General features: G+C 73.3%; 16 protein-coding genes. 11 read left to right on the top strand and 5 right to left on the bottom strand.

Annotated features, from left to right (window positions below; all coding sequences use genetic code 11):
- Positions 1–17: 17 nt before the first annotated feature.
- Together ACGFZ2_RS14950 and ACGFZ2_RS14945 are read left to right on the top strand one after the other, a co-directional pair.
- Positions 18–440: a hypothetical protein gene (locus ACGFZ2_RS14950; RefSeq protein ID WP_393453588.1), complete on the top strand. Its 423-nt coding sequence runs from the start codon at positions 18–20 to the stop codon at positions 438–440.
- Between the two features lie 2 nt (positions 441–442).
- Positions 443–2,563 (top strand): bifunctional polysaccharide deacetylase/glycosyltransferase family 2 protein, encoded by a 2,121-nt coding sequence (locus tag ACGFZ2_RS14945; RefSeq protein WP_393453585.1) that lies wholly within the window; start codon positions 443–445, stop codon positions 2,561–2,563.
- Between the two features lie 63 nt (positions 2,564–2,626).
- Here the strand turns inward: ACGFZ2_RS14945 and ACGFZ2_RS14940 are convergent, their stop codons facing one another.
- Entirely contained in the window at positions 2,627–2,845 is a 219-nt protein-coding gene (locus ACGFZ2_RS14940; protein WP_393453582.1) for a hypothetical protein, read from the bottom strand.
- An 11-nt stretch (positions 2,846–2,856) separates the two neighbouring features.
- The gene (locus tag ACGFZ2_RS14935; RefSeq protein ID WP_393453579.1) at positions 2,857–4,953 is read right to left on the bottom strand and encodes a S9 family peptidase; all 2,097 of its coding nucleotides are present in this window, start codon (positions 4,951–4,953) and stop codon (positions 2,857–2,859) included.
- A 90-nt stretch (positions 4,954–5,043) separates the two neighbouring features.
- Here ACGFZ2_RS14935 and ACGFZ2_RS14930 point away from each other — a divergent pair, with 90 nt between their 5' ends.
- Positions 5,044–6,393 (top strand): FAD-binding oxidoreductase, encoded by a 1,350-nt coding sequence (locus tag ACGFZ2_RS14930; RefSeq protein ID WP_393453576.1) that lies wholly within the window; start codon positions 5,044–5,046, stop codon positions 6,391–6,393.
- A 14-nt stretch (positions 6,394–6,407) separates the two neighbouring features.
- Here ACGFZ2_RS14930 and ACGFZ2_RS14925 read toward each other — a convergent pair whose 3' ends face one another.
- Both ACGFZ2_RS14925 and ACGFZ2_RS14920 read right to left on the bottom strand, forming a co-directional pair.
- Complete coding sequence (locus ACGFZ2_RS14925) at positions 6,408–6,839, bottom strand: hypothetical protein (RefSeq protein WP_393257377.1); 432 nt, start codon at positions 6,837–6,839, stop codon at positions 6,408–6,410.
- 180 nt (positions 6,840–7,019) lie between these two features.
- Entirely contained in the window at positions 7,020–9,107 is a 2,088-nt protein-coding gene (locus ACGFZ2_RS14920; RefSeq protein ID WP_393257379.1) for a SpoIIE family protein phosphatase, read from the bottom strand.
- Between the two features lie 326 nt (positions 9,108–9,433).
- Between ACGFZ2_RS14920 and ACGFZ2_RS14915 the strand changes: the two genes are divergently transcribed.
- Both ACGFZ2_RS14915 and ACGFZ2_RS14910 read left to right on the top strand, forming a co-directional pair.
- Complete coding sequence (locus tag ACGFZ2_RS14915) at positions 9,434–13,801, top strand: HAMP domain-containing protein (RefSeq protein ID WP_393257381.1); 4,368 nt, start codon at positions 9,434–9,436, stop codon at positions 13,799–13,801.
- On the top strand, positions 13,798–14,352 hold the full coding sequence (locus ACGFZ2_RS14910) for a response regulator (RefSeq protein ID WP_357449459.1): 555 nt from the start codon (positions 13,798–13,800) through the stop codon (positions 14,350–14,352). Before ACGFZ2_RS14915 ends, ACGFZ2_RS14910 begins: the two co-directional genes overlap by 4 nt.
- Positions 14,353–14,543: 191 nt before the next feature.
- Here ACGFZ2_RS14910 and ACGFZ2_RS14905 read toward each other — a convergent pair whose 3' ends face one another.
- Positions 14,544–14,879: an STAS domain-containing protein gene (locus tag ACGFZ2_RS14905; RefSeq protein ID WP_393257384.1), complete on the bottom strand. Its 336-nt coding sequence runs from the start codon at positions 14,877–14,879 to the stop codon at positions 14,544–14,546.
- 196 nt (positions 14,880–15,075) lie between these two features.
- Here ACGFZ2_RS14905 and hemL point away from each other — a divergent pair, with 196 nt between their 5' ends.
- From hemL to ccsB, 6 genes are all read left to right on the top strand, one after another.
- Positions 15,076–16,413, top strand: a complete 1,338-nt coding sequence (gene hemL, locus ACGFZ2_RS14900; protein ID WP_393257386.1) for a glutamate-1-semialdehyde 2,1-aminomutase — start codon at positions 15,076–15,078, stop codon at positions 16,411–16,413.
- A gap of 124 nt (positions 16,414–16,537) precedes the next feature.
- Positions 16,538–17,185 carry a histidine phosphatase family protein gene (locus ACGFZ2_RS14895; protein WP_393257388.1) on the top strand — a complete coding sequence of 216 codons (648 nt, stop codon included), beginning with the start codon at positions 16,538–16,540 and terminating at the stop codon, positions 17,183–17,185.
- Positions 17,185–17,763 (top strand): TlpA family protein disulfide reductase, encoded by a 579-nt coding sequence (locus ACGFZ2_RS14890; RefSeq protein ID WP_393453573.1) that lies wholly within the window; start codon positions 17,185–17,187, stop codon positions 17,761–17,763. Before ACGFZ2_RS14895 ends, ACGFZ2_RS14890 begins: the two co-directional genes overlap by 1 nt.
- Entirely contained in the window at positions 17,763–18,620 is an 858-nt protein-coding gene (locus tag ACGFZ2_RS14885; protein WP_393453570.1) for a cytochrome c biogenesis CcdA family protein, read from the top strand. The genes ACGFZ2_RS14890 and ACGFZ2_RS14885 overlap by 1 nt, the downstream gene beginning before the upstream one ends.
- On the top strand, positions 18,620–20,260 hold the full coding sequence (locus ACGFZ2_RS14880) for a cytochrome c biogenesis protein ResB (RefSeq protein ID WP_393453568.1): 1,641 nt from the start codon (positions 18,620–18,622) through the stop codon (positions 20,258–20,260). The genes ACGFZ2_RS14885 and ACGFZ2_RS14880 overlap by 1 nt, the downstream gene beginning before the upstream one ends.
- Positions 20,260–21,234 (top strand): c-type cytochrome biogenesis protein CcsB, encoded by a 975-nt coding sequence (gene ccsB / locus ACGFZ2_RS14875; protein WP_393453565.1) that lies wholly within the window; start codon positions 20,260–20,262, stop codon positions 21,232–21,234. The genes ACGFZ2_RS14880 and ccsB overlap by 1 nt, the downstream gene beginning before the upstream one ends.
- Positions 21,235–21,244 lie beyond the last annotated feature (10 nt).

Here is a 21,244-nt window from a genome sequence, read left to right as displayed (position 1 = left end):
CAGCGGGAGTTCAACAGATGCACAACCAGCCGGGCGGCTCGCCGCCGGTGTTCGTCGACCGGACCGGGCGTCGCCGCCGGCTCACGGTGATCGCCGGCACGGCGATGGGTCTGGGCCTGCTCACCAGCCTCGGCCTGATCGCCGCCGGCCTCTTCATGGACTCGTCGGTGTCGCTGCCCGGCTGGTCGGACAGCCGCCCGGCGGCACCGCTCGAAGCCGAGGTGGACGGTCGCGGCGAGCTGGGCGGCGCGTCGCCGACCGGCCCCCGCCCGTCGCCCGCGACCAGCACCTCGGCCCCGGCGCCCACCCGCACGGCCGGCATCGGCACCACCCCGGCCACCGGCGCTCCCGCCGCCCGGCCGAGCCGGTCCGAGCAGCCCGGCCAGGGCGACGAGCGGCGGACCGCCAAGCCGAGCCGCTCCCCGGGCAAGCCGAGCTAGCGGTGGCGCGGCACGTCGCCCGCCGTGACCCGCGGGCGCACTGGATCCTGCTCCTGCTCGGGTTGGCGCTGCTGCTCGCGGCGCTCACCGTCAACGGCCTGGTGACCGGGCTCGCCGGCGGCTCCGGCGGGGCGCGGGCCGACACGTCCGCCGGGCCGGCGGTGCCGAAGGAGGTCGCCACCGGCGGGCCGGTGCTGCGGCTCGACCAGGATCGGCCGGTCAGCCGGGTCATGCCCGACCGGACGATCGCGCTGACCTTCGACGACGGGCCGGACCCGCGGTGGACGCCGCAGGTGCTCGACGTGCTGCGCCGGCACGGCGCGCGCGCCACCTTCTTCGTGGTCGGCGCCCGGGTCAACGAGCACCCCGAGTTGGTTCGCCGGATCCTCGCCGAGGGACACGAGCTGGGCTCGCACAGCTTCACCCACGCCGACCTCGGCGCCGCCGCCGACTGGCGGCGGGACCTGGAACTCTCGCTCACCCGCAAGGCCGTCGCCGGGGCGGCCGGCCGCGAGGTCACCCTGCTCCGGCCGCCGTTCTCGTCGCACCCGTCGGCGCTGACCGGCCCCGAGTACGCCGCGCTGCGTGCTGCCGCCGGCACCGGCCACGTCGCCGTGCTCGCCGACCGGGACACCAGGGACTGGCAGCGGCCCGGCGTGCCGGCCATCGTCGAGGCCGCCACCCCGGAGCGGGGGCGCGGCGCGGTGGTGCTGATGCACGACGGGGGCGGCGACCGGGCCCAGACGGTGGCCGCCCTCGACCGGCTGTTGCCCGCGCTGACCCGGCAGGGCTACCGGTTCACCACGGTCTCGGAGGGGATCGACGCACCGGCCTCCATGGTGCCGGCGGGCGGGGGCAGCCGGCTCGGCGGCCACGCCCTCCGGTGGACCCAGGCCGGCGCCGGCTGGCTGGCCGGGGCGATGGACGTGCTGCTCGGGCTCGCGCTGGTGCTGGGCGTGGCCCGGCTGGTCGTGCAGGTGGTCTGCGCCCAGGTGCACGTGCGGCGGGTCCGCCGACCGGGGCGGGCACGGCCGGCGATCACCGCGCCGGTGTCGGTGATCGTGCCCGCGTACAACGAGGCCGCGAACATCGCCGCGACCGTCCGGTCGCTGGTGGCCAGCGACTACCCGGCGCTGGAGGTGATCGTCGTGGACGACGGATCCGGCGACGACACCGCCGGCATCGTCGAGCGGCTCGGGCTGCGCGGGGTGCGGGTCATCCGGCAGGCCAACGCCGGTAAGCCGGCGGCGCTGAACACCGGCATCCGGGCCGCCCGCGCCGACCTGCTGGTGCTGGTCGACGGCGACACCGTCTTCCAGCCCGACACCGTCCACCGGCTGGTGCAGGGCTTCGCCGACCCGACGGTCGGCGCGATCTCCGGCAACACCAAGGTCGCCAACCGGCGCCGGCTGCTCGGCCGCTGGCAGCACCTGGAGTACGTGATCGGCTTCAACCTCGACCGCCGGATGTACGACGTGCTGGAGTGCATGCCGACCATCCCCGGCGCGATCGGGGCGTTCCGCCGCGAGGTGCTGTTCGCCGTCGGCGGGGTGCCCGCGGACACGCTGGCGGAGGACACCGACCTCACCATGAAGGTGCTGCGGGCCGGCTGGCGGGTGGTCTACGAGGAGGCCGCCATCGCCTGGACCGAGGCGCCCTCCTCGCTGCGGCAGCTCTGGCGGCAGCGCTACCGCTGGTGCTACGGCACCATGCAGGCGATGTGGAAGCACCGGCACGCGCTGCGCGAGCGGGGCGCCGGCGGCAAGCTCGGCCGGCGCGGCCTGCCGTACCTGACCGTGTTCCAGATCGTGCTGCCGCTGGCCGCCCCGGCGGTGGACGTCTACGCCGTCTACGGCCTGCTGTTCCTGCCCTGGTCGACGCTGGTGCTGGCCTGGGCGGGGCTGTTGCTGCTCCAAGGGGCCACCGCCGCGTACGCGCTGCGGCTGGACCGGGAACGCTTTGGCCCGCTGTGGAGCCTGCCGTTCCAGCAGTTGATCTACCGGCAGCTGATGTACCTGGTGGTGGTGCAGTCGGTGGTCACCGCGCTGATCGGAAACCGGCTGCGCTGGCAGCGGATGGCACGCACCGGCGAGGCCGCCGCCCTGCTCCCCACACCCCGCTGACCCGCCCGACCGAGACCGGCGGGCGGAGACGGTGATCCGGCGGCGTGCCGGCCGCCCGGACCGTCAGCGCGGACCGAACAGGCCGGCGGACCAGGAGAGGGCCAGCCCGAGCACCGCCGAGCAGCAGCAGACCAGCAGCGCGGCGGCGACCACCGCGAGGATCACCCAGGTCGGCCCGCGCCGGGCCACGCCCGGCTCCGCCGCCGCATCGCCCCGGTCGCCGTCTCCGTCCGGGGAGCCGGGCGGATCGTCCGCCGCCCGGCTCCCGTGCGTTCCGGTCACTCCGCCGTGGCTCAGGCGCGGCCGAGGCGGTCGAGGATCCAGGCGTTGATGAACGCCTCCTCGCGCCACGCGTCGTAGCGGCCGCTCGGCCCGCCGTGGCCGGCGCCCATCTCGGTCTTGAGCAGGTAGTCGCCCTGCGGGGCGACCGCCCGCAGCCGGGCGATCCACTTCGCCGGCTCGTGGTAGAGCACGCGGGTGTCGTTGAGGCTGGTCACCGCCAGGATCGCCGGGTAGTCCACCGCCCGCACGTTCTCGTACGGGGTGTAGGACTTCATGTACGCGTAGACCTCCGGGTCGTCGAGGGGGTTGCCCCACTCCTCCCACTCGGTGACGGTCAGCGGCAGCGACGGGTCCAGGATCGAGGTGAGCGCGTCCACGAAGGGCACCTGCGCGACGATCCCGGCGAACGCGTCCGGGGCGAGGTTGGCCACCGCGCCCATCAGCAGCCCGCCGGCCGAGGCGCCCCGGGCGACGAGCCGGTCGCCCGCCGTCCAGCCGGCCTTGACCAGGTGCCGGGCGCAGGCGACGAAGTCGGTGAACGTGTTCTTCTTGGCCAGCAGTTTGCCCTGGTCGTACCAGCGGCGGCCCAGTTCGCCGCCGCCGCGGATGTGCGCCACGGCGAAGATGACGCCCCGGTCCAGCAGGGACAGCCGGGCGATGGAGAACCACGGGTCCATGCTCGCCTCGTACGAGCCGTAGCCGTAGATGACGCAGGGGGCGGAGCCGTCCTTCGGCGTGCCGGCCCGGCAGACCAGCGAGATCGGCACCCGCGTCCCGTCGTCGGCGAGTGCCCAGTCGCGGTGCTGCTCGTAGTCGGCCGGGTCGTACGCCCGACCGTCCGGCCCGGGCTTCACCGGCTTCTGCCGGCGCAGCACCATCTGCCGGGTGACCAGGTCGTAGTCGTAGACCGAGTCGGGGGTGACCAGCGAGGTGTAGCGCAGCCGGATCTGCCTGGTCTGGTATTCCGGGTTGCTGTCCAGGCCGACGCTGTAGAGCGGCTCCGGGAAGTCGATGTCGAAGGCGTCGCCGCCGCCGATCGGCAGCACCCGCAGCCCGGTCAGCCCGTTGCTGCGCAGCGAGACGACCAGGTGGTCGGCGAAGGCGTCCACCGCCTCCAGTCGGGTGCCGGGCGAGTGCTCGATCAGCGGCACCCAGTCGCCGGGCGCGTCCGCCGAGGTGTACGCCAGCGCGAAGTCCTCGGCGCCGTCGTTGTGCAGGATCAGGAAGCGGTGGCCGTGGTGCTCGACGGTGTATTCCACGCCCTGCCGCCGGGGCGTCACGGACGCGGGCGCGCCGGTCGGGTTGCCGGCCGGGATCACCAGCACCTCACTGGTGATCTTGCTGTGGATGTCGACGAGGACGAACTTCTCGGAGCGGGTCAGCTCGACGCCGACCCAGAAGCGCTCGTCGTCCTCCTGGTGGACCACCACGTCCTCGCTCGACGGGGTGCCCAGGGTGTGCCGCCAGACCCGGTTGGGCCGCCACGCCTCGTCGACGGTCACGTAGAACAGCACGGAGGCGTCGGCGGACCAGGCGGTGCCGTAGAAGGTGTCGGGCACCTCGTCGGGCAGCAACTCGCCGGTGGAGAGGTCCTTGACCCGCAGCGTGAACCGCTCGTCGCCGGAGAAGTCCGTCGAGTATGCGAGCCACCGCCCGTCGGGGCTGACGTCGAACGCGCCGAGCGCGAAGAAGTCGTGCCCCTCGGCGAGCAGGTTGCCGTCGAGCAGCACCTCCTCGCCCTCCAGCGGCGCGCCGTCCGCGCTGACCGGCGGGTCGGTCTCGCCGTCCCGGACGGCCCGGCGGCACTGCACGCCGTACTGCTGCCCCTCGACCGTGCGGGTGTAGTACCAGTAGCCGCCCTTGCGGCTGGGCACCGACAGGTCGGTCTCCTGGGTGCGCCGGCGGGTCTCCTCGAACAGGTCGGCGCGCAACCCGTCGAGATGCGCCGTCCGGGCCTCCGTGTACGCGTTCTCGGTGGTCAGGTAGGCGATCGTCGCCGGATCGTCCTTGGTGGCCAGCCACGCGTACTCGTCGATGACGGTGTCGCCGTGGTGGGTGCGCTCGCTGGGCACCCGCTTCGCCGTGGGCACGGGGGTCTCGGTGGTCACGGCGTCACGTTACCGGCGCGGGTCACCCTCCGGGTGGTCTCGTCGGTCGACCCGCCGCCACATCTTTCGAACATGTGTACGATGACCGGCATGGCGGCAGCAGCGAGTTCCACCGACCGACCCGGAGCCCTCGACATCACCCGGCGGTTGACGGAGATCTGCGGCCCGCCGTTCGCCCGCCTCGCCGGCCCGGCCGACGAGGTGGCCGGGCGCCCGGCCCGCTGGGTGGCCGTGCCCGGCGGTCCGCACGCCGCCGCCGAGGTGCTGCGGCTGGCGGCCCGGCACGACCTGACCGTCGTGCCGCGCGGCGCCGGCACGAAGATCGACTGGGGTGCCGCCCCCGACCGGGTCGACATCATGCTCGACACCGGCCGGCTCGCCGGGATCGGGCACCAGCCGACCGGCGCGCCCACCGCCGAGGTCGGCGCGGGCACCCCGCTGCGCGCGGTGCAGGCCGCGCTCGAACGCACCGGGCAGCGGCTCGCGGTCGACGCCCCCTCGCCCGGCGCGACCCTCGGCGGCGTGCTCGCCGCCGGCGAGGCGGGCCCGCTGCGGCACCGCCACGGCAGCCCGTGCGACCAGCTCCTCGGCGTGCGCTACCTGGACGCCGACGGCGAGCTGGTCAACGCCGGCGGCGGCGTCGACGGGCTGGAGCTGGCCCGGCTGCTCTGCGGCTCGCAGGGGGCACTCGGCGTGCTGGTCTCCGCGACCCTGCGGGTGCAGGCCGTGCCGGCCGGCCGGATCTGGGTCACCCGGCCGGTCTGGACCCCGCTCGAGGTGCACGACCTCGTCCGCAGGGTGCTCGCCGCGCGCCTCGACCCGGCCGCGGTCGAGCTGGACCTGCCGGCCGGCGCGGGACCCCGGCCGCGCCAGGACGGCCGGGCCGAGTCGATGGCACGACACCCGTCCATGGCGGGGCGCGCCGCGCTCGGCCCGGCCGGTGCCGGTCGGCTCGCGGTGCTGCTGGAGGGCGGCCCGGCCGACGTCGCCGAGCGGGCCGACCGCCTGGTCACGCTCCTCGGCGGCAGGTCCGGGGTCAGCCACTCGGCGCCGGAGTGGTGGCGTCGCTACCCGTTCGGCCCGGGCGACACGGCGCTGCGGATCGAGGTGCCGATCGCCGACCTGCACGCCGCCGTCTACGCGCTGCGCGACGCCGCCGGCGCTCCCGTCCCGGTGCGCGGCTCCGCCGGCCTGGGCGTGGTGCACGCGGCCCTGCCCGGCGCCATGGCTCCCGACCGGGTGGCCTCGATCCTGGCCGCCGTCCGCGGGGTGCTCCTCGCCCGGCAGGGGCGGTGCGTGGTGCTCTCCGCGCCGCCGGCCGTCCGGCGGGCCGTCGACCTGTGGGGCGAGCTGGCCGGGCTGCCCCGGCTGCGCGCGGCCAAGGAGCACCTCGACCCCCACCACCGCCTCGCCCCGGGCCGCCTCCCCGGCGGCCTGTGACCGTCCAGCCGGCCTCAGTCCAACCACCAGCGCTGCATGTCGGTACCGATCGGCGCGAAACGGATCGCGGCCACGATCACCGCAGTCACGGTCAGGGCGAGCAGCACCCGCCACGTGCGCCGGGAGATGGACGGCCGAGAGCCGGTCAGCAGCGCCACGGAGTAGACCGCCAGCAGCGGTCCGGCCGCCAGGCCGCAGAGGTAGAGCAGCGACACGGCGCCGTAGAGCCAGGTGAACGGGTTCGCCCCGCTCAGTCCGAACGGCACCAGATCCTTCGGGTCGTACGCCCCAGTGTGCATCTCGTCGGGGCCGACCCCGGCAGCGACCATCCGGCCCACCCAGAGCGTGAGGACGACGACGAAGGCGGCGGTGAGCGCCGACTGGGCGGCGACGACGGTACGCAGCAGCGGCGGGCGCTCGGCGGCTTCATGGACGACGCTCGACATGCCGTCAAACTAGCGAAGTCCGCCGACCGGGGCCGCCCCGATCCGCCCGGGACGGTGGGACCGACCCGGTTGCGTCGTGTCGGCCCTTCCCGTGGCGGGTCGTCGAACATGCGGTGTCGGACATCCGCCCCGGGTGCCGCGACCCGGCCGCGACCGGTGTCGATCCTGCCCGGCGCGCCATCAGGCGGCGTCGTTGCGGAGCACCAGGATGGCGATGTCGTCGCGGGGCGCCTCGGCCGAGAAGCCGAGCGCGGTCGAACGCAGCCGGGCGGCCACCACGTCGGCCGAGTAGCCGGCGAGCGGGGCGGCGGCGTCGCGCAGCCGGTCGCTGCCGAACAGCTCCCGGCCGCGCCGCCGCTCCGTGACCCCGTCGGTGTAGAAGACCAGCGAGTCGCCCGGTTCGAGCGGGATCTCCGCCGTCGGCGAGGTGATCGAGTCGAGCAGCCCGAGCGCCGTGCCGCCGGCGCCGACGAAGGCGGCCCCGCCACCGGAGCGCAGCAGCACCGGCCGGTCGTGGCCGGCGAGGTGCAACGACACGTCGAGCTGCGTGCCGTCGCCCGGCCCGACCGCCGCGAGGGCCAGCGTGCAGTACCGCCCGCCACCCCGCTCGACCAGCGTCTCGTTGACCCGGGCCAGGGCCTCCGGCAGCGGCTTGCCGTCGCCGACCAGCACCCGGATGACGTCGCGGACCAGACCGGTCACCGTGGCCGCCTGCACCCCCTTGCCCGAGACGTCGCCGACCACCACCAGCCAGCGCCCGTCCGGCAGCGGCACCACGTCGTAGAAGTCGCCGCCGACGTCGGCGTCGTCACCGGTGGGGACGTACTCGGCGGCGAAGCCGATGCCCTCGACCACGGGCAGCACCGGCGGCAGCAGCGACTGCTGGAGGGTCTGCGCGACCCGGCGGCGCTCGGCGTGGATCCGGGCGTTCTCGATCGCCAGCGCCGCCCGCCGCGCCACATCCTCCAGCACGGCGACCTCGTCCGGGTCGTGCCGGTGCCGCTGGTGCCGGCCGACGGCCAGGGTGCCGAGGCGCTGCCCCCGGGCGATCAGCGGCACCGCGAAACCCTCCATCGGCGCGCCGAGCGGCATCTGCGTGCCGTTGCGGGACGCCTCCCGCAGCCGGGCCTGGACCGACTCCGGGCCGGTCTCCTGGAGCACCTTGTGCAGGTGGGGCAGCACCGACTCGTCGGCATGGCTGGCCGCCGCGAGGCGCAGCCGGCCCCACTCGTCGGTGGTGTGCACCGCGCACCACTGCCCGAGCCGGGGCACCACGAGCTGCGGGATGAGCGCCATCGTCAGCTCGACGTCCAGGGACTGCGCGAGCAGCTCGCTGGCCTCCGCGAGGAAGGTCAGCCAGGCCTGGCGGCGGACGTCCGCCCGGCGCAGCCGGTCGTTCTCCAGGTGCAGCGAGAGCCGCTCGGCCATCAGCACCGCCAGCGGCCGGGCGTACGCCGACGGCGCCGCGTCCAGCTCCAGCTCCCCGCTGTACGGCCGGTGCACCGCCAGCGGCACCCGGAGCAGCTCGTTGCCGGGCCGGGGCTGGCGGCCGTACCGGGCCAGTACCTGTGCGCCCTGTCCGTCCCCCCGGTCCAGCCGGACCACCCCGCCGGCCGCGCCGACCATCTCGGCGACCCGGGTGAGCAGGCCGGTCGCGAAGTCGGGCAGCGGGTCCTCGGCGTACGGGTCGGGGGTGGTCTGCATCAACTCGCTCATCGCCCCCGCGCTCGGCGCGGAGCTCTCCGCCGTCGCGGCGGCGCCACCCCCGGCGGCCGCGGCGCTCGGCGCCGTCCCCCGCCCGGCGTGGGTCTCCCAGTCGCCGCCCGGGTCGGGCCGGTCCAGCCGGAACCAGACGCCCTTGCCGGTCGGCAGATAGGTGGTGCCCCAGCGGCTGGCGAAGTGGTCGACCAGCAGCAGGCCCCGGCCGCGCTCGGAGACCTCGTCGATGTCCGTGGTGTCGTTGCGGACCCCGACGGTCAGCTCGTCCACCGGGCCGGCCGCGAAGTCGGAGACGGTGACGGTGAGCCCGTCCGGGTCGGCGACGACCTCGATGTCCAGTTCGGTGCGGGCGTGCTCCACCGCGTTGGTGGAGAGTTCCGTGGTCAGCAGCAGCGCCTCGTTGACCAGCTCGTCCAGGTGTGCCTCGGTGAGCACCGACCGCACCAGCGCCCGCGCCGCCGCGGGCGTACGCCGGTCGGCGGGGAGCCGGACGCGCCGGACGTGCTCGTCTCGGCCCCTGGTCTCCGCGGGCCCCGTCTCCGCTGACACCCCCGTATCCTCCACCGCCGTCCGCTCGGCTGCCAAGCCGGTGCCGGACGAGCGGAGCGGAGGGCGCCGGGCCGGCGTGGCGGCCGGCGGCGGAACGGGACGGTTGCCGCGGGTGGCGACCGGCCGCGCGGACGGGGCGGAACGGATGGGCGGGGATGGTCGTCGCGCGCGGCGATCCGCCGCGCGGACGGGGCGGAACGGGACGGGCGGGACGGTTGCCGCGCGTGGCGAGCGGTCGCGCAGACGTGGCGCGGGCGACGTCGCGGGCACAATGATGGGATGGCCTGCGTCGCAGGAGTCGGTGGCCCCGAGCTGAGCGAGGAATGATGACCACGGCGAAACAGTCGGCGACCGCGGATCCGTCCGCGCCCGACCACGAGGCGCTCCTCGTCGAACTGACCGAGGCGCTGCGGCGGGTCGGCCGCGGCGACCTCAAGGTCCGGCTGCCCCGACGGGCGGGCCGGGCCGGTGAGGTCGCGGACGCCTTCAACGAGGTCGTCTCGCTCCAGGAGCGGCAGTACCTCGACCTGCGGCGGATCAGCCGGATCGTCGGCCGGGACGGCCGGCTCACCGAGCGCCTGGACGACGAGGGGCTGGACGGCTCCTGGGCGGAGGGCCAGCGGGCCGTCAACTCGTTGATCGACGACCTCGGCCGGCCCACCACCGAGATCGCCCGGGTCATCGTGGCGGTCGCCGAGGGCGACCTGTCCCAGCACATGGCGCTGGAGATCGACGGCCGGCCGCTGCGCGGGGAGTACCTGCGCATCGGGCGCACCGTGAACACGATGGTGGACCAGCTCTCGTCGTTCGCGGACGAGGTGACCCGGGTGGCCCGCGAGGTGGGCACCGAGGGCAAGCTGGGCGGCCAGGCCGACGTACGCGGCGTCGCCGGCACCTGGAAGGACCTCACCGACTCGGTGAACACCATGGCGTCGAACCTGACCGGCCAGGTGCGGTCGATCTCCCAGGTGGCGACGGCGGTGGCCAAGGGCGACCTGTCGCAGAAGATCACGGTCGGGGCGCGCGGCGAGGTCGCCGAGCTGGCCGACACGATGAACTACCTGACCGACACCCTGCGGCTCTTCGCCGAGCAGGTGACGCGGGTGGCTCGCGAGGTGGGCACCGAGGGCAAGCTGGGCGGCCAGGCCGACGTGCCGAACGTGGCGGGCACCTGGAAGGACCTCACCGACAGCGTCAACTCGATGGCGTCGAACCTGACGTCGCAGGTGCGCAACATCGCCCAGGTCTCCACGGCGGTGGCGCGGGGCGACCTGTCGCAGAAGATCACCGTCGCGGCGCAGGGCGAGATCCTGGAGCTCAAGGACACCGTCAACACGATGGTGGACCAGCTCTCGTCGTTCGCCGACGAGGTGACCCGCGTCGCGCGGGAGGTGGGCATCGAGGGCAAGCTGGGCGGCCAGGCCCAGGTGCGCGGCGTCTCCGGCACCTGGCGCGACCTGACGGAGAACGTCAACCAGCTCGCGGGCAACCTGACCAGCCAGGTGCGCAACATCTCCCAGGTCTCCACCGCCGTCGCCAAGGGCGACCTGTCGCAGAAGATCACGGTCGACGCGCAGGGCGAGATCCTGGAGCTGAAGAACACCGTCAACACGATGGTGGACCAGCTCTCGTCGTTCGCCGACGAGGTGACCCGGGTGGCCCGCGAGGTGGGTACGGAGGGCAAGCTGGGCGGTCAGGCCCAGGTGAAGGGCGTCTCCGGCACGTGGCGCGACCTGACGGACAACGTGAACTCGATGGCGTCGAACCTGACGTCGCAGGTGCGCAACATCGCCTCGGTGACCACGGCGGTGGCGAAGGGCGACCTGTCCCAGAAGATCACCGTGGACGCCCGCGGCGAGATCCTGGCGCTGAAGTCGACGGTCAACACGATGGTGGACCAGCTCTCGTCGTTCGCCGACGAGGTGACCCGGGTGGCCCGCGAGGTGGGTACGGAGGGCAAGCTGGGCGGCCAGGCCCAGGTGCGTGGCGTCGCCGGCACCTGGCGCGACCTGACGGACAACGTGAACTCGATGGCGTCCAACCTGACCGCCCAGGTGCGCAACATCGCCCAGGTCTCCACCGCCGTCGCGAAGGGCGACCTGTCGCAGAAGATCACGGTCGACGCGCAGGGCGAGATCCTGGAGCTGAAGTCGACCGTGAACACGATGGTGGACCAGCTCTCGTCGTTCGCCGACGAGGTGACCCGGGTGGCCCGCGAGGTGGGTACGGAGGGCAAGCTGGGCGGTCAGGCCCAGGTGAAGGGCGTCTCCGGCACGTGGCGGGACCTGACGGACAACGTGAACTCGATGGCGTCGAACCTGACGTCGCAGGTGCGCAACATCGCCTCGGTGACCACGGCCGTCGCCAACGGCGACCTGTCGCAGAAGATCACGGTCGACGCGCAGGGCGAGATCCTGGAGCTGAAGAACACCGTCAACACGATGGTGGACCAGCTCTCGTCGTTCGCCGACGAGGTGACCCGCGTCGCCCGCGAGGTGGGCATCGAGGGCAAGCTGGGCGGCCAGGCGCAGGTGAAGGGCGTCTCCGGCACCTGGCGGGACCTCACCGAGAACGTCAACCAGCTCGCCTCGACCCTCACCACCCAGCTGCGCGCCATCGCGCAGGTCTCCACCTCGGTGACCCGGGGCGACCTGACCCAGCGGATCGCGGTCAAGGCGCAGGGCGAGGTCGCCGAGCTGAAGGACAACATCAACCAGATGATCGTCACCCTCCGGGAGACGACCAAGAAGAACGCCGAGCAGGGCTGGCTCGACTCGAACCTGGCCCGCATCGGCGGACTGCTCCAGGGCCAGCGCGACCTCGGCGAGGTCTGCCGCATGATCATGATGGAGGTGACCCCGCTGGTCGACGCGCAGCTCGGCGCGTTCTTCCTGGCGGACACCTCCGAGGGCGTGATGCGGCTGCGGCTGACCGCCTCGTACGGCTACGTCGCCCGGGGGCACGACGTCACCTTCGGGCCCGGCGAGGGGCTGGTCGGCCAGACCGCCCTCTCCCGCCGGACGATCCGGATGGGCGGGACGCCGGACGGCAGGCTGATGCTCCGCTCCGGGCTCGCCGAGACCCCGCCGGCCGACCTGGTCGTGCTGCCCGTGCTCTTCGAGGGCGAGCTGCTCGGGGTGATCGAGTTCGCCAGCGTGACGCCCTTCTCCGAGCTGCACCTGTCCTTCCTGGAGCGGCTGGTGCTCACCACCGGCATCGCCGTCAACACCATCCAGGCCAACCGGCGTACGGAGGAACTGCTCGCGCAGTCCCAGCGGCTCGCCCACGAGTTGCAGGAGCAGTCGGCCGAGCTCCAGCGCACCAACGCCGAGCTGGAGGACAAGGCGCAGCTGCTCTCCGAGCAGAAGGGCAACATCGAGACCAAGAACCGCGAGATCGAGCTGGCCCGGCTCGGCCTGGAGGAGAAGGCCCAGCAGCTCACCCGGGCGTCGGCGTACAAGTCGGAGTTCCTGGCCAACATGAGCCACGAGCTGCGTACGCCGCTGAACTCCCTGCTGCTGCTGGCCCGGCTGCTGGTCGAGAACTCGGAACAGAACCTCACCCCGAAGCAGATCGAGTTCGCCCGGACCATCCACGGCGCCGGCTCCGACCTGCTGTCGCTGATCGACGACATCCTGGACCTGTCCAAGATCGAGGCGGGGCGGATGGACGTCGAGCCCACCGAGGTGCGGTTCGACGAGATCCGCGGCTACGTGGAGCAGGCGTTCGCGCCGCAGGCCGAAGAGAAGGGCCTGGACTTCCAGGTGCGGATCAGCAAGGACCTGCCGCCGGCCCTGGTCACCGACGCCCAGCGGCTGCAGCAGATCCTGCGCAACCTGCTCTCCAACGCGGTCAAGTTCACCGACAACGGCGCGGTGACGCTGCGGATCGCGCCGGCGCCCGAGAACACGGCCTTCGACGTGCCGGCGTTGACCAACGCGCAACAGGTCATCGCGTTCACGGTGGTCGACACCGGGATCGGCATCTCCGACGACAAGCTGTCGCTGATCTTCGAGGCGTTCCAGCAGGCCGACGGCACCACCAGTCGCCGCTACGGCGGCACGGGGCTGGGGCTGTCCATCAGCCGGGACCTGGCCCGGCTGCTGGGCGGCAGCATCGCCGTGTCGTCGGCGCCCGGGCAGGGCTCGACGTTCACCCTCTTCGTGCCGGACGTGCTAGCGCCGGACGCGGTGGTGGCGCCGCTGCCGCCGTCGCCGGCCCGGGCCGGGCTGCCGTCGTCGCTGCTGATGCCGCCGCCGGAGCTGCCCGAGCCGGCCTCCACGCCGGCCACCCGGCGGCTGGAGGGGGCCACCGTGCTGATCGTCGACGACGACGTCCGGAACGTCTTCGCGCTGACCAGCGCGTTGGAACTGCACGGGCTCACCGTGTTGTACTCGGACAACGGGGCGGACGGCGTCCGCCTCCTGGCCGAGCATCCGGAGGTCGACATCGTCCTGATGGACGCGATGATGCCCGACCAGGACGGTTACGAGACGACCCGGCAGATCCGGCGCAACCACCGGTTCGCCGACCTGCCGATCGTCTTCCTGACCGCCAAGGCCATGCCCGGCGACCGCGAGTCGGCGCTGGCGGCCGGGGGAACCGACTACATCACCAAGCCCGTCGACCTGGACGAGTTGATCGAACTCATGGCGTCCTGGATCAGCGGCAGCCGAACCGAGGAGAGTTCGTGACCCAGATGGCCAAAGCGCTCCTGGTGGACGACCGCCGGGAGAACCTGATGGCGCTGGAGGCGATCCTCCAGGGGCTGCCGGTCCAGTCCGTCGCCGTGGAGAGCGGCGAGGCGGCACTGAAGCAGCTGCTGGTCGACGACTTCGCGGTGATCCTGCTCGACGCCCAGATGCCGGACATGGACGGCTTCGAGACGGCGAGCCACATCAAGCGGCGCGAGCGTACGCGGCACGTGCCGATCATCTTCCTCACCGCCGCGGACCGGGACGCCCAGCTCGCGCTGCGCGGCTACGCGGTCGGCGCGGTCGACTACCTCACGAAGCCGTTCGACCCGTGGGTGTTGCGGGCCAAGGTGTCGGTATTCGTGGAGCTGTGGGTGAAGACCCGGCAGCTCGCGGCCCAGTCGGATCTGGTGCGAGAGCGCGACGCGCAGTGGCGGGTGCTCACCGACGCGGTCGACGAGGCCACCGCGATGCTGCGGACGGACGACCCGGACGCCCGCGACCGCGCCGTCGACCTTCTCGAACAGGCCCGCTGGGGCAACACCCCCTGACCCACTCCGCCCCTTCCCCCCGGGGCCCCTCCGCGTCGATCTCGCCACCCCCACACCCCCCGGCCCCGCGCCGATCTTGCACTTCCTGCCCGGGTAAAGAGCGTAAAAGCGGACAATTCAAGGGCCAAAAGTGCAAGATCGCCGGGGCCGACACCGGGGCGGGGGCGGGGCGGGCGGGGTGGGGGAGTGGGTCAGGCGGTGGTCTGGTCGTTGCGGATCATCAGGGCGCTGCGGAGGCCGGTGATGTCCAGGACGCGGAGCAGGAAGTCGCCGACGTTCGTCAGCATCAGGAGGCTCTGCGCGTGGCTGGCCTTCCGGCTGAGCACGACGAGGGTGCCCAGGCCCTGCGAGTCGCAGAAGGTGACGCCGCCGAGATCGAGCACGATCCGCGGCGGCGGATCGGCGAGCACCTCGTTGACGACGGTCGACAGCTGGGTGGCCGTGAGCATGTCGATCTCACCGGCCAGGCGCAGCACAGCTTCGTCGCCCGTCCGGTGTAGCGTGATGGACAGTTCGGCACGATCCACCGGGTCAGCCTAGCGCGATCCCGGCGACCCGGCCTGTCGAGCCGGGGTGCCGCACCCATCGAGCGGGAGCACCGCCGACCCGCAGCCCTGGAAGGGCCCGGCGAGACCGCTCGGGCGGTCGGGGCGGGTGAGCCTGGTAACCCCGGTGCGGGGTGCCTGCCGATTCGCCGCCCGGCGCTGACACAATGGCGGCATCGTGACCGATATGTTTCCCGCCGGATCCGGCCGTTACCCGGCCGACGCGCCGGCCTCCGAGGCCCTGTTCGACCGCGCCAAGGCCATCGTGCCCGGCGGGGTGAACTCCCCCGTGCGCGCCTTCCGTGCCGTCGGCGGCACCCCGCGCTTCATGGTCCGGGGGGAGGGGCCCTGGCTCTACGACGCCGACGACCGGCGCTACGTCGACCTGGTCTCCTCCTGGGGCCCGCTGATCCTCGGCCACGCGCACCCCGAGGTGGTGGACGCGATCCGGGCCGCCGCCGCCCGGGGCACCAGCTTCGGCACGCCCACCCCGGGCGAGGTCGAGCTGGCCGCCGAGATCGTCGACCGCACCCCGGTCGAGCAGGTCCGGCTGGTCAACTCCGGCACCGAGGCCACCATGTCGGCGATCCGGCTGGCCCGGGGCTTCACCGGCCGCCCCCGGATCGTCAAGTTCGCCGGCTGCTACCACGGGCACTCCGACGCGCTGCTGGCCGCCGCCGGTTCGGGCGTGGCCACCCTCGGCCTGCCCGACTCGCCCGGCGTGACCGGAGCGGCGGCGGGCGACACGATCGTGCTGCCGTACAACGACGTCGCCGCCGTGGAGCAGGCGTTCGCCGCCGAGGGCCAGCACATCGCCGCGATCATCACCGAGGCCGCCGCCGGCAACATGGGCGTGGTCGCCCCGCGCGACGGGTTCAACCAGCAGCTCGCCCGGATCGCGCACGCGCACGGCGCGCTGCTCATCGTCGACGAGGTGATGACCGGGTTCCGGGTCTCCCGCGCCGGGTGGCACGGCCTCGACGCCTCCGACGCCGACCTGTGGACGTACGGCAAGGTCATGGGGGGTGGGCTGCCGGCCGCGGCGTTCGGCGGGCGCGCGGAGATCATGGAGCGACTGGCCCCCGCCGGGCCCGTCTACCAGGCCGGCACGCTCTCCGGTAACCCCCTCGCCTGCGCCGCCGGCCTGGCCACCCTGCGGCTGGCCGACGACGCGCTCTACCGCCGGCTCGACGAGACGGCCGCCGTCGTGAGCAAGCTCGCCGCCGACGCGCTCGCCGCCGCCGGGGTCCCGCACCGGCTGTCGTACGCGGGCAGCATGTTCTCGATCTTCTTCACCGATGCCGACGTGGTCGACTACGACAGCGCCCGCACCCAGCAGGTGCCGGCCTTCAAGGCGTTCTTCCACGCGATGCTCGCCGGCGGCGTCTACCTGCCGCCGAGCGCGTTCGAGGCGTGGTTCGTGTCGGCGGCACTGGACGACGCCGCTCTGGAGCAGATCGCCGCCGCCCTGCCGGCGGCGGCCAACGCGGCGGCAGCGGCGGGTCACGGGGGGTAGCGGTGAGCGCGAGGAGTGAGCCGGGTCTGCGAGCCCCGCAGTCGCGAACGAAGGGCGTTGCGGTGAGCGCGAGGAGTGAGCCGGGTCTGCGAGCCCCGCAGTCGCGAACGAAGGGGGCGCAGCGGTGAGCAAGACGGTGGTCCACGTGCTGCGGCACGGCGAGGTGCACAACCCGGAGGGCATCCTCTACGGCCGGCTGCCCGGCTTCCGGCTCTCCGAGCTCGGCGTGCAGATGGCCAAGGCCGCCGCGCAGGGGCTCGCCGAGCGGGAGGTCGTGCACGTGGTGGCCAGCCCGCTGGAACGCGCCCAGCAGACGGCCGAGCCGATCGCCGGGCAGTTCGGGCTGCCGGTCGGCGTGGACGAGCGGCTCATCGAGAGCGCCAACTGGTTCGAGGGCAAGAAGGTCTCGCCCGGCGACGGCTCGTTCCGCGACCCGCGCAACTGGTGGGTGCTGCGGGACCCGGTCACCCCGTCCTGGGGCGAGGCCTACCGCGCGATCGCGGAGCGGATGTTCGCCGCCCTGCACGCCGCCCGCGTGGCCGCCGAGGGGCGCGAGGCCGTGCTCGTCTCGCACCAGCTCCCCATCTGGACGCTGCGCCGCCACGTCGAGCGCAAGCGGCTCTGGCACGACCCGCGTCGGCGTCAGTGCGGGCTGGCCAGCCTCACCTCCTTCCACTTCGACGGCGCCAAGGTGGTCGGCATCGGTTACTCCGAGCCGGCCGCGCACCTGATCGCGATGTCGGCGACCGCCCGGACGGCCAAGGGGGCCTGATGAACGCCCGGAGGTGGACCGCGGGTCTGCTCGCCGCCGTCACGACGGTGGCGTTGGCCGGCTGCTCCTCGCAGAGTCGGGAGGACGCCTGCGGCACCAACTCCGAGGGCGTCATCGAGTGCGCGCCCGACGAGCGTTCCGCGGCCCCGAAGATCTCCGGCGAGCTGCTCACCGGCGGCAGCCACGACGTGGCGAAGGACCGCGGCCAGGTCGTCGTGGTCAACTTCTGGGGCTCGTGGTGCAACCCGTGCCGGGCCGAGGCGGACGACCTGGAGAACACCTACCAGGCGACCAAGGGCTCCGGGGTCGCCTTCCTGGGCGTCAACATCCAGGACAGCCGGGACAAGGCCATCGCCTTCGAGGAGCGGTTCGGGGTGACCTACCCGAGCCTGTTCGATCCGCCCAGCCGGGTCGCGCTCGCCCTGGACATCCCGCCGAACACCATCCCGGCCACCATCGTGCTCGACCGGGACGGCCGGATCGCCGCCGTCATCCGCGCGGCGGTGAGGCAGGAGGGCCTCCAGCCCATCGTCGAGCGGATCGCGGCCGAGCAGCCCGCCCCCAACGGTTCCCGCTGATGGGCGAGACGTTCCGGGAACTCGCCCAGTCCGGTCCGCTGCTGCTCGCCATCGGCGCGGCCGCGCTCGCCGGCCTGGTCAGCTTCCTCTCCCCGTGCGTGCTCCCGCTGGTGCCGGGCTACCTGTCGTACGTCACCGGCCTCGCCGGGGCGGACCTGGAGGGCCGGCGCCCTCGGGTAAGGAAGGGCACCCCGTTAACGGATTCGGTAGAGGAAGGGGCCCTTCCTAACACCGGGGGCGGGGTGGCGGTGCGGGAGCGCACCGCGCCGGCCGCCGCCGTGAAGGGCCGGGTGCTGGCCGGCACGCTGCTGTTCATCGCCGGCTTCACCGTCGTCTTCACCGCCACCGCGATCCTCTTCGCCGGCGTCGGCCGGGTCTTCTTCGAGTACGAGCGCACGCTGGAGATCGTCATCGGCGCGCTGATCGTCGTGCTCGGCCTGGGCTACGTCGGGGTGGTCCCCGGGCTGCAGCGGGAGTTCCGGATCCACCGGCTGCCCGCCGCCGGGCTGCTCGGCGCCCCGGTGTTCGGCGCGGTCTTCGCGCTCAGCTGGGTGCCCTGCGTCGGACCGACGCTGGGCGCGGTGCTCGGCATGGCCGCCGTCGAGGGGCAGACCGACCGCGCCGTGGTGTTGGCCGTGGCGTACTGCCTGGGGCTGGGGATACCCTTCGTCGTCTTCGGGTTGGGCTTCCAGCGCCTGCTCGGGGTCTTCCGCGCCGTTCGGCGCCACAGCCGTTGGATCACCCGGGTCGGCGGCGCCCTGCTGATCCTGATCGGCCTCGCGCTGGTCACCGGCGGGTGGACGAATTTCGTGATCTGGTTGCAGACCACCGTCGGGGTGGGCGAGGTGAGCATCTGATGACTGTCGTGGACGAGCGGCCGGCGACGCCGGCCGAGGCGCCCCGGCGTCGCCCCAACCGGCTGCTGGCCCTGCTGCGCAACTCGTGGCGGCAGCTCACCAGCATGCGTACGGCGCTGGTGCTGCTGTTCCTGCTCGCGATCGCCGCCATCCCCGGCTCGGTGCTGCCGCAGCGCGGGGTCAACCCGGAGGACGTGCGGGACTACTTCACCGAGCACCCCGACATGGCCCGGGTGCTGGACCGGATCGGTGCCTTCGAGGCGTTCGGCTCGGTCTGGTTCTCCGCGATCTACCTCCTGCTGTTCACCTCGCTGATCGGCTGCATCACCCCCCGCCTGCGTGACCACGTCCGGGCGCTGCGGTCGAAGCCGCCGGCCGCCCCGAAGCGGCTGGACCGGCTGCCGCAGCACGCGGTGCTGCCCGCCCCCGAGGGCGGCACGGCGGCGATCGCCGAGGCGCTGCGCCGACGGCGCTGGCGCGTGGTGGTCCGCGGCGACGAGGTCTCCGCCGAGAAGGGCTACCTCAAGGAGACCGGCAACCTGCTCTTCCACACCTCGATGGTGGTCGTGCTGGTCGGGGTCGCGCTCGGCTCCTGGTACGGCTGGAGCGGCAACAAGCTGCTGGTCGCCGGCAAGGACAACGCGTTCTGCAACACCCGCCAGCAGTACGCCGAGAGCAAGCTCGGCCCCCGCGTCGGCAGCGAGGACCTGGCCGACTTCTGCATCCAGCTCGACGACTTCGAGGCCCGGTTCCTGGAGACCGGCCAGCCGGAGTTCTTCAACGCCAAGGTGACCGTCGACGAGGACGGCGGCGAGCAGCGGCAGGCGGAGTTCTCGGTCAACTCCCCGCTGCGCCTCGACGGCGCGAACGTCTACCTGCTCGGCCACGGCTACGCCCCGGTGATTCGCTACACCGACCGGTTCGGCCGCAGCCAGACCAGCGCCGTGCCGTTCCTGACCACCGGCGACATCGGGCTGACCAGCGAGGGGTTGGCGGCCTTCCCGGACGCCAACGTCGACCCGGCCACCGGCAGCCGGGACCCGGACCTCCAGATGGCCTTCTCCGGTCTCTACCTGCCGACCGCGCCGGCTTCGGCGCCGTTCGCGCGCTCCGAGTACCCGACCGAGCGCAACCCGGCGCTGAACCTCGTCGCCTACCGGGGCAACCTGGGGCTGGACGCGGGCATCCCCGGCTCGATCTACGAGCTGGACCAGCGGCAGGTGCGGGCCGGCAAGGTGAAGGAGGTCGGCACGAAGCTGCTCCGCAAGGGCGAGACCTGGACGCTGGACGACGGCACCAAGGTCGAGTTCCTGGACAGCCTGCCGTACATCACCCTGTCGGTCCGGTACGACCCGGGCTCCACGCTGCTGCTGGTCAGCTCCGGGGTGCTGCTGGTCGGGCTGATGGGCTCGCTGTTCGGCCGGCGCCGCCGGGTCTTCTTCCGGGTGTTGCCGACAGACCCCGCGGGTGGATCTCCGACGGGCGGTAGTAGGTTGGTCGAGGCCGGTGGCCTGCCGCGCACCGACAATCCAGGGTTCGCCGACGAGTTCGCGCAGCTCGTCGCCGCGGTCAGCGGCGACGGGGGGCCGGGTGGTCGCGCCGGCGACGGGCGGGCCGGATCGCGAGAAGGAGCCGAGTGATGTCCGCACTCTCCGACCAGCTGGTGTCGTTCGCGATCCTGGCGTACCTGGTCGCGATGATCAGCCACGCCGTCGAGTACGCGCTCGGCAACGCCCGCGCCCGCGTCGCGGCGCCCACCCGCGAGCTGGTCGGGGCCGGCGTCGGCGCGGCCGGCGGCAGCGTCTCGCCCGAGCCGGTGGCGAGCGGCCCGACCGCCGCCGAGCGCACCGCGCATCGGGCCCGGCTGGCCGGCCGGATCGCGGTGGGCCTCACCGCGCTCGGCGTGCTGCTGCACCTCGGGGCACTGGTCGCCCGCGGTGTCGCCGCCGACCGGATGCCCTGGGGCAACATGTACGAGTTCGTGCTCACGGTCACGTGGATCGGCGCCGCCGCCTGGCTGGTGGTGCTCTGGAAGCTGCCGATGCTGCGTCGCCTGGGGCTGTTCCTGTCGCTGGTGATGGTGCTGCTGTTGGCGACCGCCGAGCTGGTGCTCTACGTGCCGATCGTGCCGCTCGTGCCGGCGCTCAACTCGTACTGGTTCCTCATCCACGTCTCGACGGTCATCTTCGCCTCCGGCATCCTGCTGCTCGGCGCGGTTCCTGCGGTGGCGTTCCTGATGCGCTCCGGCTACGAGCAGGGCAGGCGGAGCTTCCCGTACACCCTGGCGAAGCGGGTGCCGGCGGCGGCCGCCCTGGAGCGGCTGACCTTCGTGCTGCACGCCTTCGCGTTTCCGATCTTCACCTTCGCGGTGATCGCCGGGGCGATCTGGGCCGAGGCGGCCTGGGGCCGGCCGTGGGGCTGGGACCCGAAGGAGACCTGGTCGTTCATCTCCTGGGTGATCTACGCCGGCTACCTGCATGCCCGGGCCACCCCGAGCGTGAAGCGGAACGTGGCCACCTGGCTGGCCGTGGTCGGCTTCCTCACCATGCTGATGAACCTGTTCGGGGTGAACATCTTCTTCGAGGGCCTGCACTCCTACGGCGGCCTCGACTAGCCGCTACCGC

It is taken from the genome of Micromonospora sp. NPDC048063, assembly GCF_043202855.1.
Classification (GTDB): Bacteria; Actinomycetota; Actinomycetes; order Mycobacteriales; family Micromonosporaceae; genus Micromonospora.
This window is presented reverse-complemented; position numbering and strand designations above follow the sequence as displayed.